The 16,276-nt window shown below is 28.3% G+C and carries 13 protein-coding genes; 5 read left to right on the top strand and 8 right to left on the bottom strand.

From position 1 onward, the window contains the following. Positions 1-26: 26 nt before the first annotated feature. The 5 genes from FZC35_RS00350 to FZC35_RS00330 all read right to left on the bottom strand — a co-directional run bounded on the left by FZC35_RS00350 (position 27) and on the right by FZC35_RS00330 (position 6,332). The gene (locus tag FZC35_RS00350) at positions 27-857 is read right to left on the bottom strand and encodes a DMT family transporter (RefSeq protein WP_148980687.1); all 831 of its coding nucleotides are present in this window, start codon (positions 855-857) and stop codon (positions 27-29) included. Beyond that, a complete protein-coding gene (locus FZC35_RS00345; protein WP_148980686.1) occupies positions 854-2,281 on the bottom strand; it encodes an ATP-binding cassette domain-containing protein in 1,428 nt (475 codons plus the stop codon). The genes FZC35_RS00350 and FZC35_RS00345 overlap by 4 nt, the downstream gene beginning before the upstream one ends. Then, a complete protein-coding gene (gene gltX / locus FZC35_RS00340) occupies positions 2,278-3,609 on the bottom strand; it encodes a glutamate--tRNA ligase (RefSeq protein ID WP_148980685.1) in 1,332 nt (443 codons plus the stop codon). The genes FZC35_RS00345 and gltX overlap by 4 nt, the downstream gene beginning before the upstream one ends. A gap of 294 nt (positions 3,610-3,903) precedes the next feature. After that, entirely contained in the window at positions 3,904-5,514 is a 1,611-nt protein-coding gene (locus FZC35_RS00335; RefSeq protein ID WP_148980684.1) for a single-stranded-DNA-specific exonuclease RecJ, read from the bottom strand. Beyond that, complete coding sequence (locus FZC35_RS00330) at positions 5,514-6,332, bottom strand: alpha/beta fold hydrolase (RefSeq protein ID WP_148980683.1); 819 nt, start codon at positions 6,330-6,332, stop codon at positions 5,514-5,516. Before FZC35_RS00330 ends, FZC35_RS00335 begins: the two co-directional genes overlap by 1 nt. A gap of 69 nt (positions 6,333-6,401) precedes the next feature. On the opposite strand from FZC35_RS00330, the gene FZC35_RS00325 reads away from it, so the two are divergent. Both FZC35_RS00325 and mltG read left to right on the top strand, forming a co-directional pair. Continuing rightward, positions 6,402-7,052 (top strand): outer membrane beta-barrel protein, encoded by a 651-nt coding sequence (locus FZC35_RS00325; RefSeq protein WP_148980682.1) that lies wholly within the window; start codon positions 6,402-6,404, stop codon positions 7,050-7,052. 150 nt (positions 7,053-7,202) lie between these two features. Beyond that, positions 7,203-8,084, top strand: a complete 882-nt coding sequence (mltG, locus tag FZC35_RS00320; protein ID WP_172618975.1) for an endolytic transglycosylase MltG — start codon at positions 7,203-7,205, stop codon at positions 8,082-8,084. A 601-nt stretch (positions 8,085-8,685) separates the two neighbouring features. On the opposite strand, the gene FZC35_RS00315 is transcribed toward mltG, so the two are convergent. Next, a complete protein-coding gene (locus FZC35_RS00315) occupies positions 8,686-10,227 on the bottom strand; it encodes an Npt1/Npt2 family nucleotide transporter (protein WP_148980680.1) in 1,542 nt (513 codons plus the stop codon). A 116-nt stretch (positions 10,228-10,343) separates the two neighbouring features. Here FZC35_RS00315 and FZC35_RS00310 point away from each other — a divergent pair, with 116 nt between their 5' ends. Together FZC35_RS00310 and FZC35_RS00305 are read left to right on the top strand one after the other, a co-directional pair. Beyond that, on the top strand, positions 10,344-11,036 hold the full coding sequence (locus FZC35_RS00310; RefSeq protein WP_148980679.1) for a hypothetical protein: 693 nt from the start codon (positions 10,344-10,346) through the stop codon (positions 11,034-11,036). Between the two features lie 39 nt (positions 11,037-11,075). Further along, positions 11,076-11,564, top strand: coding sequence for a hypothetical protein (locus FZC35_RS00305; protein WP_148980678.1), 489 nt, complete (start codon positions 11,076-11,078; stop codon positions 11,562-11,564). Between the two features lie 719 nt (positions 11,565-12,283). Here the strand turns inward: FZC35_RS00305 and FZC35_RS00300 are convergent. Continuing rightward, positions 12,284-13,807 (bottom strand): YifB family Mg chelatase-like AAA ATPase, encoded by a 1,524-nt coding sequence (locus tag FZC35_RS00300; protein WP_148980677.1) that lies wholly within the window; start codon positions 13,805-13,807, stop codon positions 12,284-12,286. Positions 13,808-13,902: 95 nt separating this feature from the next. Next, entirely contained in the window at positions 13,903-15,387 is a 1,485-nt protein-coding gene (locus FZC35_RS00295) for an NTP/NDP exchange transporter (protein ID WP_216362651.1), read from the bottom strand. 93 nt (positions 15,388-15,480) lie between these two features. Here FZC35_RS00295 and FZC35_RS00290 point away from each other — a divergent pair, with 93 nt between their 5' ends. Continuing rightward, a complete protein-coding gene (locus tag FZC35_RS00290; protein WP_172618974.1) occupies positions 15,481-16,200 on the top strand; it encodes a division plane positioning ATPase MipZ in 720 nt (239 codons plus the stop codon). The last annotated feature ends 76 nt before the right edge of the window (positions 16,201-16,276 follow it).

The raw sequence follows: 16,276 nt of genomic DNA, 5'->3' as shown, positions 1-16,276 counted from the left end.
GATTATTATAATACAGATTAAATCAATTACATAAAAGCTGAACTTACAACAATAATTATACTTCCAACAATCTCTTTGATTGAAATGCACTCTCCAATAAATATACTAAAAGCAGTGGCAAGGAAAATCCTGAAATATTGAGCAGATGTAAATGTTGATACCGGCAATTTCTTTAAAGAAAAAATCATCAATATATTATTTAATCCCCCTAAAACACCTATAGGAATTAATATTTTCATATTTTGATAAGTAAAAACTTCACTGCAACACAAATTATTTCCCATAAAAGCATTTACCATCCAAAGCAAAGGAATTATATAAATATATGAATAAAACAAAACTGTAACTGTGTCTTCATTTGTGCTCAATTTTTTCATAATCACGCTATTAAAAGAAACCACAATATTGGCCAAAATCAATAACCCCTGCATAACTAAATATTTATTTGCAAAATCTATTGGCCACATTGAAACTAACACTCCTATATACCCAATAAGAAGCATAATCCATTTTCTTGATGAAATCTGCTCACGCAATATTAAAAAAGATAATAAAGCGCTAAACAAAGGCTCACTCAAAGAAATTGAAGTAGCGCTAGTAAATGGCAACACGCTATAAACTCTATATGTCAAAAGTACAGCGCAACATGCAATTACAGCTCTGATAAAATATATCTTGTGATTTTTTGTTTTTAATTTATCTCGATTAATAATAAATAATGGAGACAAAACAATAAATGAAACCATAAACCTACTTAATGCTTTTAAGCTAGAATCTAATTGCAATTGCTTCACAAAGAACAATATAACAACATAAGATGAAATGTATAAAAAAGGCAAAAATCTATAAATAATCATGCAAACCTCTCTAAATGAATTGACTTATCACAAAAATCTAATTTATCTTGCGTCAAAATTACCAATCCAATATTCTTCAAACTATTTTTCAATCTAAAAAACTCTCTCTTTCTGCTTTCTTGAGATAATCCCAAGCAAAATTCATCCCAAACAATCCAATCTGGCTTTTCTTCAATCAAGCAAGAAATGCATTCTTTTTGCAATTCTCCTTGAGAAAAATGATCTTCATATCTATCTCTAGATATTAAATAATTTTTCAGATTACCCAAACAAAGACAAATCATTTTTCCAGGATAGCTTACTAACCCTTCTATATTTTTCATAGAGTTATTAATGTATCTCAATAAAGTTGTTTTGCCTATGCCTGATTCTCCATACAAGCACAAAGAATCATTTTTCTTGACTTCTAATTTTATATTATTCAATAAAATCATGTTTGACACTTCAATTTTGCAAAAAGCTATATTAAGATTCTCAGACCTTCCATGTTGAAATTGATCTTTATGATCAATTAAATGATTGATATATCTTTTTAAACGATAGTAGCCAATTTTCGCGATATATATATCTTGTATATTTTCACTAAAAAACATCATGCGAAATTTAATTACCATTAAACAATTCACAATTTGCATCACTAACCCAATATTCCAAGACTTTGAACTAAATAAATAAATTAATATGTAGGGGAAAATCATTCCTATATTTTCATCAAATAATTTCTGCAAGAATGCTATAAGTGTTTTATGATTAAAATATTTTTTTTGATGGAAAGACATTTTTCTTAAAGCCTTCACAACTAATCTTTTTAATCCAATAGAAAATCCAGATTTAGATTGATGCAACTCATAAACTTTAATTCTTAAATCAGCTTCATTTCCTTCATTTTTACCCCCTAATTTCAAGATGTATTTTTTCACATATAATGAAATGATTTGATTGCATAGCAAAGAATACAATGTCATTCCAAGAATTAATTTATACGCTATTCCAAATGAAGTAATTTTAGTCAATGAAATCATAAATACAATTAAAGAAACTGCATTGAGAATAATGTCAGATATAAGCTTTGTAAAATATGAAACAAATTCATTGCTATCCTCGCATAATCTTTGATCTGGATTAGAAATATCTATCAAATGAGGCTTAATTCTACTTGCAATTTTAGCAATAATATTTGCTCTCCACCTAATACTTATTGAATATTGTGTAAATTCTTTCAAAGATACACTTGCATGAGAAATAATATTATATATTATAAATAAAATAATAAGATACGGCAATTTTTCCTTATTAGAAGATAAAACAGAATAAAATCCAAGATACCAATTATTAATAACAAAGCTCATAAGAACAATTATTGATATGGAAAATAGATTAAACAAAGTATAAAAAAAAGGAAATTTAATGCATCTAAATATCATAGTCTCAAAGCACAGTCTATTCTGTACTTAGTTAATTCTTCCCCTAAGAATTGAATCATATCAAAAATTCCTGGAGATACTTTCTTGCCTGATAAAGCAAATCTAATAAAAGGAGCAATGTCTTTTAATTTTATATCACATTTCTCTAACTTGCTTCTCAATTCACTTTCATCAAAATTTATATCCCAGCTTTTCAAAAAATCCCTAGCTTCAGGAGAAATATTTGGTACATCCATACCATATCTAGGCAATCTATTTGCAAAAAAATCATGAGCTGTATCTTTTAGTTCATTTAGAGTATTTGATCTTATTTTAAGAGCGCCCATTGCTTTCTTAAACATATTACGACCTTCATCTCCAAGAGAAAGCCCATAATTATCAAGAAGATTTAATAATTCAAAATTGTCTTTTTGTCTCAAATAAACTCCATTAATATGAAGAAGTTTGTCCATATTTAATTGAGATGCAGATTTTCCTATATTATCCAAATTAAACCATTCGATAGCTTTTTCTATACTAATAATTTCGTCATCACCATGGCTCCAACCTAATCTCAGTAAATAATTAAGCATAGCTTCTGGTAAAATTCCTAAATCACGATAATAAGAAATTCCAGCATCCTGATTTCTCTTTGAAAGTTTTTGCCCTGATTCATTATGTATTAAAGGTATATGCGCATAATTTGGCAAACTCCACCCCATGGCATTAAATATAGAAATTTGCTTAAAAGCATTAGTTATATGGTCATCTCCCCTAATAATGTGCGTAATATTCATTTTATGATCATCTGCTGCACAAGATAAATTATAAGTTGGATTTGCATCTTGTCGTAAAATTACAAAATCTTCCAATTGCTTGCATTCGACTTCAATATCACCTTGCACTAAATCTTTCATAACGATTTTTCCCTCTAAAGGCATCTTAAATCTAATTACATAAGAAGTATTTAAATCTACTATATTATCTCTATATTTTCTTAATTCAGAATAATCATTATTTTCTCTCATGTCTGATAATTCTTTTTGAGTTAAATAACATTTGTAAGCTAATTTCTTTTCTAATAATTCATATGCTATATTTCTGTGATAATCTACATTTTTTGACTGATAAACAATTTCTTCATTCCAATGAAGATTCATCCAAGAAAGTCCTTCTATGATGGAATTTAATGAATTCTCTGCAAATCTATCATGATCTGTGTCTTCAACTCTCAATAAAAATTTCCCACCGTGAGATTGCGCAAATAGCCAATTAAATAGCGCTGTTCTAATTCCGCCAATATGCAAGTCTCCTGTAGGAGAAGGAGCAAAACGTGTAATAACTAACATTGATTAATGAATATCACAGTATATCATGGTTATAAAGACTAAAATTAATTAAAATTCATTGTATCTTAAATTCACAAAGGCGTTAGTCATTACTCTATAAGATATCAGCAATGTTTATGAAAGATATATGGGAAATATTAATATCTTCAATCTCACAAAGAAATATCAGTTATGTCACAAAAGGATATCGGTAATATCATGAAGAAATATCAATTATATCACAAAGAAATACAACAATATTAAAGAAGCTCTATGTCAAAATACAATACCATAATGCAATGTTAGAGATATCAGTTATGCATCATTAGAGATATCAACTATGTCTATATTTCCAATATTGTCTACTCTTACAATAATATCAACTAACATGCCAACATTAAATTCATGCTCACTACACTTAAATGCAAAAATACTTCTTCTAAATCCATTTTCATTTAAGCTTAATCTAACATGATTATTGTATTTGGAAGTTTTTTCAAGAAGAACGCTCTTAACCAAAATTAATGGAGCGCTATTTCCCATTCCAAAAGGCGCAACTTTATCCAAGCTAACATTGTAAACAGCTTTCATAGTCATAATTGCATCTATAGTAATTTTCTTTTTCTGCTTTGTAAATTTTGCATTTTCCTGAATAAATTCTTTCCATTTTTCAAAACAATCTTCAGAAACAGAAACTCCTCCAGCCATAGCATGTCCACCGCCCTCTTTAGCAAAACCTTTGCAGACAGAATCTTGTATAAGAGTTCCAATATTCATTCCATTTATAGAACGAGCAGACCCTTTCCACATATCTCCTTTTTTATAAAAAACAAAAGTTGGCAAATCAAATTTTTCTTTTATTCTTCCGGCTAAAATTCCAACAATTCCTGGATGCCATTCTGAATTCTCAAGTATAATGCATTTCTTATTAGAAACATTTATTGTACTCATAGCCTCATCTAAACATACCTGCTCTATTTCTTTTCTTCTGCTATTTAATCCAATCAATGTACGAGATAATTCATAAGACTCATGATCATTACATAAAAATCTCAATGCAATGTCAGATTGGCCCAATCTTCCTGCAGCATTAATGCATGGGCAAATATAAAAAGCTACGCTAGATGAAGAAATTCTATCTAATTTTAAATTTTCGCATAAAAATCTAATTCCATCTCGCTTTTTTAAATTAATTAATTTCAAGCCATATTGCACATAACTTCTATTCAATCCAGTAAGCTCCATGCAATCTCCAATTGTTCCCATAGCCACTAAATCTAACAACGCTTTAAAATCAAATTTCAATTTCATTTCTTCAACTAAATGAAAAATTACAATAAAAACCAATCCTGCAGTGCAAATTCCTTTAAATTTCTCTTGAGGCAATGGATCAATATCAAATCTATAAGGATTGATAAATCCCAACACATTCGGATCATTGCTAGTTTGATGGTGATCTATAATACATATATCTTTATTGGATATCTCTTTGAAATCTTGACTACTCCCGCAATCAAGCATCAAAAGTAAGTCTACATCCAAATTTTTTACACTCTCCATAGAATGCCCATATCCATCTTCTCTATTTGGAATTTTATAAATACAGTCAATATTACAAGATTTGAATAATTTGATAAACAGGGAAGTTGATGTAATTCCATCTACATCATAATCTCCTAAAATTGCTATTTTCTCCTTATTTTGAATTGCTTTTTTTATTCTATTCACTACAATTTGCAAGTCAACTAAATCTTTATTATTTATATAATCTGATATCTTAGAATTAAAAAAATCATTTAAATCAACAGATCTGTTAATTGCAAAAATAGCCTCTAAATCAGATAATTCATAAGATTCTTTAAGATTTTTTAATTTATCAATTTCAATTTCATTAGGCGCAACCCACAAAGCATCCTTAATAGACATTACGACATGTATTTCTTAAATTGATTCAAAAACATATGAGGATCATTCATGATATCGGTAACCCATCCATGAATTAAATTAATATGCTCTTCTTTGTGCAACAATTTAATTTCATGCTCTTCTTTGCAAACATCCATATCATTAACTTTATCAATTAGGTCTTTCTTACCTATTAGCAAAGCTCTACTTCTAACATCATTGAATATTTTTACTAAATCACAATTAAAAAAGTTATCAAGCTGAGCAATTATTCCAATATGATAATTATTTACAAACATTTCATTCATAACTTTATATTTATTCAGAGAAAATTTATCTAAGATATTTCTATCTATATCAGAGTATTTTGAATAAATAGCTTCTTTAGCTTCTATCAAATTATTATATTCATACTCAACATCATTAGATGAAACATTATTATTAGAAAACTGATCACAATCAAATGCAACTAGCCCAACAATAGGATTGGCAATATGCGAAGCTAATTTTGCCCCTATAATCCCTCCAATACCTTGCCCTATCCAAATAATATACTTAGAATTTGCTTGATTTATCACTGATAAACAATCGCTTAAATAAGAGTCGTAATTATATTCATTAAGATTATCACTTCCTGCATGTCCAGAAAAATCGATTGCAATAACATTATGTGTGTCAGAAAATTTATCTATCAAAAACTGCATATCTTGATGATTGTTCAATATATTATGCGCAAATACTATAGAAAACTTACTTTGAATATTATTGCAAAAAACATCAAAATTAACGAATCTATTTCCATCTATTTTTCTATATAATTTCTTTAATAATTTTCTCATAAACTAATATTATTCTACTTGCTAAAAAAATACATTGCAATCTTAGATAAAAATAATCTAAAATTATATATGCGCAAAATATTACACTTATTATTGATTGCTGGGCAAACAAATGCAATGTCATTTTATATGGGATCCAGAATCGGAATAGACATGAGCACTCTATCTCTTAAAGGAAAAATCAGTTCTTCTATAAAGAAAATTGAAAAGAAAATATCATCAGAAAAAAATAGTGGAAAATTTGCAAGTAGAACAACATTAGGCGCTTCCCTAGAAAGCTTTTTCTCTGTTAGCATGTTTTCTTTGGGATTTTGTATAGATGCTGGAAAGTCTTTTAGAAGCAAAAACTCTCTAGAAGCAAATACAAATAAAGAAAAAGAAAAATATACAATTAAAGCAAATACTTGGACTTTGGGGACTACTGGAGTGCTTGGTGTAAATTTTGCATTAATGAGATTCTTGCTTTTTGCAGGACCCCATGGTCAATATATGGAATATAAAAATGAAACAACTAATGACAAGCATAAAGAGTGGCAATGGACACCTATGGTTGGAGCTGGAGCACAAATTAGACTTGGAATAACAGTTCTTGAGCTTAGATATTTACACCCCGCTCAAATTAATTTATTCAAACAAGGATCTGATGCGAATGAAAGAAGAATTACTTTTAACAAAAAAGGTCCTGGAGTTTTGTCTGTAGCTGCATTGATGAGAATATAGCTAAAATAATATAGAATTAACATAATGCAAAATATTATATTTTTACAAAAAATTTTCTATCCAGACTTCTTATTTATAATAATATTGCTATCAGTATTTTTTAAATTTAACACTTATCAATTTGCTTTACGCAATATATTTTTATCTGTTGTGTTATTTTGTTCAATTTTACTTTATCCAATAAATAAAATTATATACATACATCCTAATGCATCACTAAAAGAGAGATTTTGCATATTTAATCAATCAATCAAAAGACCGTCATCAAAATCATCATTGCTAGCCTCTCTTGCAATGATGGCTATTTCATCAAATAAAATAGTTAGATTAGAAAGCGGAGAATATGATTCAAAAAATATTTTTCAATTTATATATCATATTTGGTCAAAAAAAATATATATGAGAAAGATCACAATACCAGAAGGATGGTCTTCTTTTAAGATTTGCCAAACATTATATGAAAATCAATATATGGCAGGGGAAATTGGCGAAATTCCAAATGATGGAACCATTTCTCCAGGAACTTATTTGTATGCAAGAAATATCAATAGAAATCAAATAATTCAAAAAATGCAAAATGATTTCGTGAAAATGACTACTGAAATTTGGAGCCAAAATGAAAAAAAATATTGGAATAATATAAATGACTGGATTATTTTTTCATCTATTGTTCAAAAAGAATCTAAATCTAACAATGAAATGCATAGAATAGCAACAATATTTCGCAATAGATTGGACCAAAAGATGAAACTTGATGCAGATTCAACTGCTGTATATGGAATTACAAAAGGAGAAACTCATATTTCAAGGGTAATTCATGATGATATTAAGCATATTTCTCCATATAATACTTATAAATTTAAAGGATTGCCTATTGGATCAATATGCAACCCAGGAAAACATGCATTAATTGCTTCAATTAACCCTATATCAAGCAAAGAGCTATTTTTTCATCATAGAGAAGAAAATATAACAGTGTCAGAAAAATTCTCAGACCATATAGATTCAATAAATAGAGTTCAGAAAAAATAATAAATTTAATTAAACAATTAAAGTTTCCAAAAAAATCTACCTTACTTGATAATTAATAAAATTAATTAGTTATTTTAATATTTGAGATCCATAAATTAGTCATGCGCTTCAATAATATAAAAATGCAATCAATCATATAATTAAGTGATTCTAATATTTCAATAATACTAAATTTCTAATTTCAACTTATTGGTATAGCTTGATTTATATTGATCTCAATAATTATTTAACAGTAAATATAATAAATGCTTGATATAAAATCCATTTCAAATGAATTAGATTTATACTTAGTTATGAAATTATAAATTTATATAAAAAATAAATAAATATTTCCTTCGCAAATAACAAAACAAATTAATTCATGCTAACTATTCAGTGAAATAACTTTATGAATTATCAATAGTTTCTCTATTCAAGAAATAATAGATTGATTGATATTAATAATTTGTTGAAATTAGCTTTGTATGATCTTATTAATTTATTCATTATATAAAATAAAACCAAATAAAATTGAAATAAAAATCAATAAAGCTAAATGGCGCTTTTAAAAGAATGAAGTTCTTCTAAAAGTAACTTGAAATAAAATTCTTAAGACAGAAAATTATTTCTTATCTTCTTCGCATTTTTCTTGCAAAGCACTTGCGTACTCTTTAGCCAACAACTTAACAGCTATGAACCATAGAATACCAATTGATATAACAAAAATCATAAGATAAGGTGCAATTTGCAACTGAGTGGAAAATCCAAACACAGTCAAAAGAACACCTTGTAATGCAGAACCAAAAGATTTGGAAATTCTGCTTCCAGCAATATCTACTGCAGCCTTACCTTTGCTCTTTAATTCCTTATCAAGAGGAATGTATGTCATCTCCTTAGTAGGGTCAAACAATGAATACTTTGTACTCTTACTTGCAACATTTTGTATAGCTCCAAATACAACAGCCATAAATAATGGAGTTGATGAGAAGAACGCAGTCATTGGAGTTGCAATGCTAGGAAACACAGTAAACAAGAAGAACAACACAGATGTTGACACCATAATTATAGGTGTAATAGATGCTGAAATAATCCATTTGAATCTAGAAAGCAAATAGTTTGCAGCTACAAACAATGCAATGGAAACTAATCCTGTGTATATGTTTGTTCTAGCAACAAATGCTGTATAGTTCGCCTTGGAAATCTCTTTGTCCGCAACAGATGTATAAGCTTTAACCTGACTTTTCCATGTAACTTCAACCAAGTTAATCATAGCATTGTAAGAGAAAATCAAAAGCATGATCAATCCTAAATACTTAGATGAAAAAACAATCTTGAAACTTTCTGAAAGAGAAGGCTTAGCTTTCTTTTTCTTTTTCACTTTTTCTTCACATGGCAACATAGAAGGATCCGAAAGAACAAATTTATTAATTGCCCAGTATAAGACAACTAATGCAAAACTAAGTAAGATTACAATATTCATAACATTAGTAAATTGCTTTGCAAATGCACCTGTATCTTTTGTAGCCACTGTAACTGTCTTCAAAAGAAGAACAGAACCTAATGTGAATCCAATATTTCCAACTAATCCAAAAGATGGGTAAAATCTTTTAGCTTCATCTGTGCTTACAATTCTGTTAACAAATTGCCAAAACAATAGGTTCATTGCAACAGTTCCCCACAATTCTGAGAACGTGTAATACAAAGAGTATGTCCATAGTCCATATACTGGAAATATAGATCTTAACTTTGGATAAGATGCTTTCAATCCTGCAATAGTTTCAGCAGAAGGATGCAACCAACTCACATTGGGATATAATATATGTGTAAATATTATATTAAATGCAATGAATGGTAATACAGAAACATAAAATACATTTTTTTCGCTAAATGAGTTACTCATTTTACTGTAAAAAATAACAAACAACAATGAAGCTGGAAGAACAACAAATGGCTTCAAAAAGTTAACAACTTCTGCTCCAGCATCTCCAATAATAAAACTATCCTTTAAAATTCTAACAATATTGTAGTTAAAAAGGATGATAAACATCATCATTGCAGTAGGAAGGTATTTTTTAATTTCTTTAGCTTGAATTGGGAAAAATATTTTAACTATTTTTATCGACCAATTTTGCAAACTATTTATAAAACTTGCGTTTTGATTCATAAAACTCCTTTACTATTAATCTATATATCATCCTTAAATCTTTAGCAATATCAAGAAAATTATGGAATAAGTAATAATGTACTTGATTATGGTTTTATATTTGTTATAATCTTGGAATGCATGAGTTTTTAAAATTGCGCCCTAAGCCACGACAATATTACAATAAATCTTTGGAAGTGGATGAATCTAATTTGAGAAATATGGAAGAAATTAAGAATTCTTTCTCAATGCCGAAGGAAAAAAGCATAGTTCCAGCTACTGTAAGTGGTGTAACTAAGGATTATGTTTGGGTGAACATTGGAATCAAATCAGAGGGAAGAATAGACATTAATGAATTCAAAATTAATGGATTCGGAAAAATTCCTAATGTTGGTGATTTGATATCTGTTTGGATAGACAAACACGAGGATTCCAACGGATCTATGGTGATCAGCTTTTCTAAAGTTAATCAAATTAGGTCATGGAAAGATCTTGAAGAAATATTCCAAGGGAAAAAATTGGTTGAAGGAACAATCACAGAAAAAGTTAGAGGAGGCTTTATAGTTATATTGCTTCCGTGGGGAGTAAAATCATTCTTGCCTTCAAGTCAGATAGATTACTCTTCATTGGGAGGAAAAGCCTCTAACTTATTGCAAACTATGAGAAACAAAAAAATGCAATTTTTCATTATTAGAATGGAAAGAAAATGGAATATCATAGTTTCACAAAAAAGTGATAATCAAAATGACTCAAGAGATTCAAGGCCTGATTCAAGAGACAAGTCATCTGATTCAAGAGATTCAAGAAATAAATCATCTGATTCAAGATAAAAAGTATCAATTAAATTCATCATGAATAAAAACATATTAATGAATACTCTGATATCTAGAATATCTCATGATTTAATCAATCCGCTGGGTGGAGTTGCTATGCTATTAGACCAAAAGATAGATAGCGAATCACAAGATATTATTAAAGAGTCTATTAATCATGCAATGCAAGTTTTAGATATTATTAGAAGCATATTTAGCTCCAATCTAACTGTAAATCATGCTGAAAAGATTATTCAAAAAATTAATTATATTGAATTAGATTTTCAAAATACTCCAAGAAATTTAGATAATTTAGCCCAAATATTACTTACTATTTGTCTTGTTTTCCTTCAAAAGCAAAAAAAAGGCAAAGTAATCGTAACTGAAACAATGGTAGAATTAGATATTATAATAAATGAAGATGAGTTATCTGGTCTTTTTTTGAAAAATCTCTCTTCATATTCTTGTTATTTTTACTTAATTGGACAATTATCTAAAGATAAAACAGTAAAATATGAAAATCAAATAATGCAAATTATTTTCTAAATAAAATCTCAGAGAATTTAACAAATAAGATAAATAGTAAAATATGAAAATCAAATAATGCAAATTATTTTCTAAATAAAATCTCAGAGAATTTAACAAATAAGATAAATTTTAATACAAACCTAAGCCTTCCTGTTAAACTTTCTTTTTGTAATAATGTCTTAAATAAATTGAAATTTGATAAGATAAAAACTATGAAATTAAGAAATGCATATAATTGAAAATTAATACAATTTATATTAATTGGGCAATAACTCCTTTTTAAAGTTTAATTAAATATAGATTTTAGAATTTAAATTATTCATTGCATACAATTAGGTTTATAAATTAAAAATTAATTAAGTTTTGGAATCAAATCATAATCACAATGCAAATTAAAATTTATAAAATAAAATTGCAATTAGATTTATTATGAAATCAAATCTTGCAAAAATGATTTGTATTAACCTGAATGATAAAACCAAACCCTGAAAATAAAATTGATATTTTCATCGCTTCAAAATCATAATATTTGAGCTTTTTTATGAACTCGATTTTCTATGAATTAGAAGAATTCTTAAAATTTTAGATTTCTTGCAGATTAAACAAATAAATCCCCAAAAGGTATATTTAAAGCATCAAAATGAATCAATTAGCATTTCTTGCTGCAAAGAAGAAAATCTCTAATGCAATATGCAAACTAAGAAATATAGAAATAAAATAATTGGCAAAAAGTATTATCATTCAGAAATATTAACCAAGCTCTTTTGAAACATATTGTAGCTAATCGCTTCCTGCATGTGATGAATCTGAACAAATTCGCTAGACTCTATATCTGCAATTGTGCGAGCAATTTTTGCAGTATTATAATATCTCCTATTAGACATTCCCACACTTTTTGCATATTTATTAATAACATCCATTGAATCTTGCAATATATTCAATATATCTATTTTAGAACTTGGAACATCATTATTGCATTTGAAATCCTTATCTTTATATCTATTTTGTTGAACATTTACTGCACTAGTAACCACTTCTTTCATTTCAGCACTGCTCTTAGACTTGTCTCCAATTTCGCTCAATTCCCAAGGAGATAACTTATCTATTGAGACAATAATTCCAAATCTATCCCAAATAGGTCCAGGTATTTTATTGAGATAATTTGTATAGCAATTAGGAAATTTCGAACATCTTTTCTCTAAATCATAAGCATGGCCACAGATGCAAGGATTCATAGCAGCAATTAACTGAAATCTGGCTGGATACTTAATGCTTGCATTGGCTCTAGCTACAAAAATATTTCCTGTCTCAATAGATTCTCTAAGTCCATTCAAAACTGATGGAGCCCACAATGAAAGCTCATCCATAAATAACACCCCATGATGAGCTAATGAAATCTCTCCCGGGCGACATTTATGCCCTCCTCCAATTACAGAAGGCAAAGAAGAATTATGATGAGGAGACCTAAATGGTCTACGCTTAATTAATCCAGCTTTATTTAAATTAGAAATACTATAAATCATAGAAACTTCCAATGCTTCTCTTGGAGTTAATTCTGGCAAAATAGTATTCATTCTAGATGCTAACATAGATTTTCCTGCACCTGGAGGGCCAATCATCAAAACATGGTGACGCCCTGCAGCTGCAACCTCTAGCGCTCTCTTAATTGATTCATGACCTCTAACTTCGCTAAAATCTTTTGCTTCATGTATTTTTTTCTCTTCTTCATAATGTGGCTCTAAGCAAATTTGAATTCCTTTAATGTGATTCATCAATTGAACTAAGTTGGATGGAGCTAAAATTTTCAAATCTCCTCCCCATTTTGCTTCTCCTGCACAAGTAGATGGGCAAATTAATCCTTTTTTCAAATGCGCAGCATGAACTGCAGCTAATAAAGATCCAGCAACATGGTTGATTTTTGCATCTAATGAAATTTCTCCCATAATTATCCACTCATTCAAATAATCTTTTGAAATAATATCCAGAGCTCCCAATATAGCAAGTATAATTGGCAAGTCATAATGATTTCCTTCTTTTTGAATGTCTGCAGGAGACATATTAATAACAATTCTTTTTGCAGGCAAAGCTAATCCTATAGATTGAAAGGCAGATCTAATTCTTTCTCTAGATTCTGTAACAGCTTTATCTGCCAATCCAACAATATGAAATGCTGGCAATCCGGGTCCAATATAAGCTTGGATTTCAATATTGACAATATCCATTCCTCGAAATGAAACAGTAGATACAGTTGCTACGGACATATTATAATACTAACAAATATCTATCAGTATTCAAAATATTTAATAAAATAAATCTTATTTTCTGAAAATTAATTGCAAAAAATATCAAGTTCATTTTATTTATGCATTTTGTCTAATTTTTTCAAAGACCAGAACCATAATGCAAATATTAACATAAGCAGCGCCCCTAAATAAGGAAATATTTTTATCTGCGAAGAATTAGGGATAATAATAAGCAATATAGCTTGAATTTGACCACTTAAAGATTTGGATAACCTGCTTCCAGCAACATCTACTGCAGCTTTTCCTTTAGTTTTTGAATCTTGATCCAAATGCATATAAGACATTTCTTTAGTTTGATCAAAGAAGACATATTTTCCACTTTTGCTCAATACATTATGAACAATTCCAACAAAAACACATACACCCAAAGAGGAAAATCCTAGTATTGTTTTCCATCCAACATATTTTATTGCAATGCTTGATAAAAATAGCAATGAAGTAAAGCAAGCTAAAATAGGAGTAAGCATAGCACATGTAAACCAACTACAGCGCTGAAACATTATGTTGGAAATAAACCCTAGAAAAATAGTTGCATATCCTACCACTTGATTAATTGTTCCAACATAAAAAATGTAATTAGACTTGTTTCCTGCAAATTTTTTCAATTGCGATTTCCATGTAACTTCAATTACATTAATACTAAAGTTATAGCAAAATACTAAGAACATGATATACATCAACTGTTTTTGTTTAAAAATTATTTTAAAACTATTTAGCAAGGATGTTTTAGATTTTTTGACTCCAAAAGAAATTGCTTTCTTCGATAAGTGGTGAGTTATAAAATAATATATTGATATGATCAAACAGTTGCAAGCGCAAGTTATTAAAATTATTTTTATTAATCTAGTATCAAAGGCATTCTCACTCACTATGCTAGTAACATTTTTTAGCTTAACTGCATTTGTCATTTTAAATATAGATTTTACAACATATCCAGCAATTATTAATCCTAAATATCCTATTATTGCAAATGACCCATAAAATCTTTTGCTATCCTCTTTGGAAATAATTTGATTTGCAAACTGCCAAAATAAAAGACTTAAACACATGCTACACCATAAATCTGCAAACGAATAAAATAAAGAATAAGTCCATAAACCATAAATAGGCATGATCCATTTTAATCTTGGATACATAGATTTTAAATAATTTATTTTCTCTAATGAAGGGTGTAAAAATTCTCTGTTAGGATATAAGAACAATGCAAATGTTAAAAGAAAAACAGTGAAAAATCCAATTACTATATAAAAAATGAATCTATTATCTATTGAATTACACGCTTTGCTATACAAGAACACAAAAATAAAAGATAAAGGAACAACTACAAAAATTTTCAGAAAATTAACAACTTCAGCGCCAGAATTTTTATCAGCAATTATTAACGTATCTTTTAAAGTTTTTAATATGGAAGTATTAAATAAAATTAATAACATCAAAGATGATATTGAAAAAAATAAACTAAATTCTGATCTTTTAATTGGAAACAATATCTTGGAACTGCGTTTTATTCTGTGCCAAAAAGTTGTAAATACTAACATAACTATTAAATACATTCTTAACCATATTTGATTCTTTTTGCAAGGCCTTTGTTAAATATTGTTACAATATTATAATTAAATTATAATTAAATGATGAATTCAAAAATTATAGCTGTTAGCAATATCAAGGGGGGCACAGGGAAATCCACTATATGCGCTAATTTAGCTGTAGCTTTAAGTGCAAACAGTAAAGTGCTTACTATTGATATAGATAAACCACAATTCACATTAAATAACTATTTTAGGCATAAAGAAAATCCAAAATTTGACCATATAAAACTAGAAGATGAAAATCAACTTGAGCAAATTATTGAAGACAATAAAAAATATGATTATATAATCATAGATACTCCAGGTAGTTTAAATAATGCAATGAAAAAAGCATGCGAACTTGCTGATATTTTCCTTACCCCAATTAGTGATAGCAGGTTTGATCTGGATGTTATTGGTCAATTTTCCCCTGAAGACAAAAAATTTACACCTGGATGCTATGCAAATATAATTTGGGATGCTAGAAAACATAAATTAATAAAAAGAAAAGAACAGTTGAAATGGATTATAGTTCCAAACAAATTAAGTGTTAGAATAACAAATAATCAAAGAAAGATCATGATATTGCTTAAAAAAATGCAAAGTTCACTTGGTTTTTCTTTGTGCTCTGGAGTGAAAGATAGAGTTGTATTCAAGGAATTATTTAATGAGGGCAAAACTGTATTTGATTTACCTCCATCTAAACTAAATATATCTAATATCTCAGCAAAAAATGAAATTAGGTCAATTATATTTCATATAAATAATTTAAACAAAGATTAATTTTAAGCTACTCACATAATCTAAATTTCACGCAATTTAATAAAAATATATATCTATCAAACAATTTGCACAAATT

Source organism: Candidatus Cytomitobacter indipagum (genome assembly GCF_008189285.1).
GTDB classification, from domain to species: Bacteria; Pseudomonadota; Alphaproteobacteria; order CAJXXZ01; family 1604HC; genus Cytomitobacter; species Cytomitobacter indipagum.
The sequence above is the reverse complement of the archived record's forward strand: the minus strand, read 5'-3'. Positions and strand labels throughout refer to the sequence as shown.

Excerpts from the sequence above, each read along its gene's own strand:
- FZC35_RS00350 (WP_148980687.1), bottom strand. The coding sequence starts at position 857 with ATGATTATTTATAGATTTTTGCCTTTTTTATACATTTCATCTTATGTT.
- FZC35_RS00345 (WP_148980686.1), bottom strand. The coding sequence starts at position 2,281 with ATGATATTTAGATGCATTAAATTTCCTTTTTTTTATACTTTGTTTAAT.
- gltX (WP_148980685.1), bottom strand. The coding sequence starts at position 3,609 with ATGTTAGTTATTACACGTTTTGCTCCTTCTCCTACAGGAGACTTGCAT.
- FZC35_RS00335 (WP_148980684.1), bottom strand. The coding sequence starts at position 5,514 with ATGTCTATTAAGGATGCTTTGTGGGTTGCGCCTAATGAAATTGAAATT.
- FZC35_RS00330 (WP_148980683.1), bottom strand. The coding sequence starts at position 6,332 with ATGAGAAAATTATTAAAGAAATTATATAGAAAAATAGATGGAAATAGA.
- FZC35_RS00325 (WP_148980682.1), top strand. The coding sequence starts at position 6,402 with ATGCGCAAAATATTACACTTATTATTGATTGCTGGGCAAACAAATGCA.
- FZC35_RS00315 (WP_148980680.1), bottom strand. The coding sequence starts at position 10,227 with ATGAATCAAAACGCAAGTTTTATAAATAGTTTGCAAAATTGGTCGATA.
- FZC35_RS00310 (WP_148980679.1), top strand. The coding sequence starts at position 10,344 with ATGCATGAGTTTTTAAAATTGCGCCCTAAGCCACGACAATATTACAAT.
- FZC35_RS00305 (WP_148980678.1), top strand. The coding sequence starts at position 11,076 with ATGAATACTCTGATATCTAGAATATCTCATGATTTAATCAATCCGCTG.
- FZC35_RS00300 (WP_148980677.1), bottom strand. The coding sequence starts at position 13,807 with ATGTCCGTAGCAACTGTATCTACTGTTTCATTTCGAGGAATGGATATT.
- FZC35_RS00295 (WP_216362651.1), bottom strand. The coding sequence starts at position 15,387 with ATGTTAGTATTTACAACTTTTTGGCACAGAATAAAACGCAGTTCCAAG.
- FZC35_RS00290 (WP_172618974.1), top strand. The coding sequence starts at position 15,481 with ATGAATTCAAAAATTATAGCTGTTAGCAATATCAAGGGGGGCACAGGG.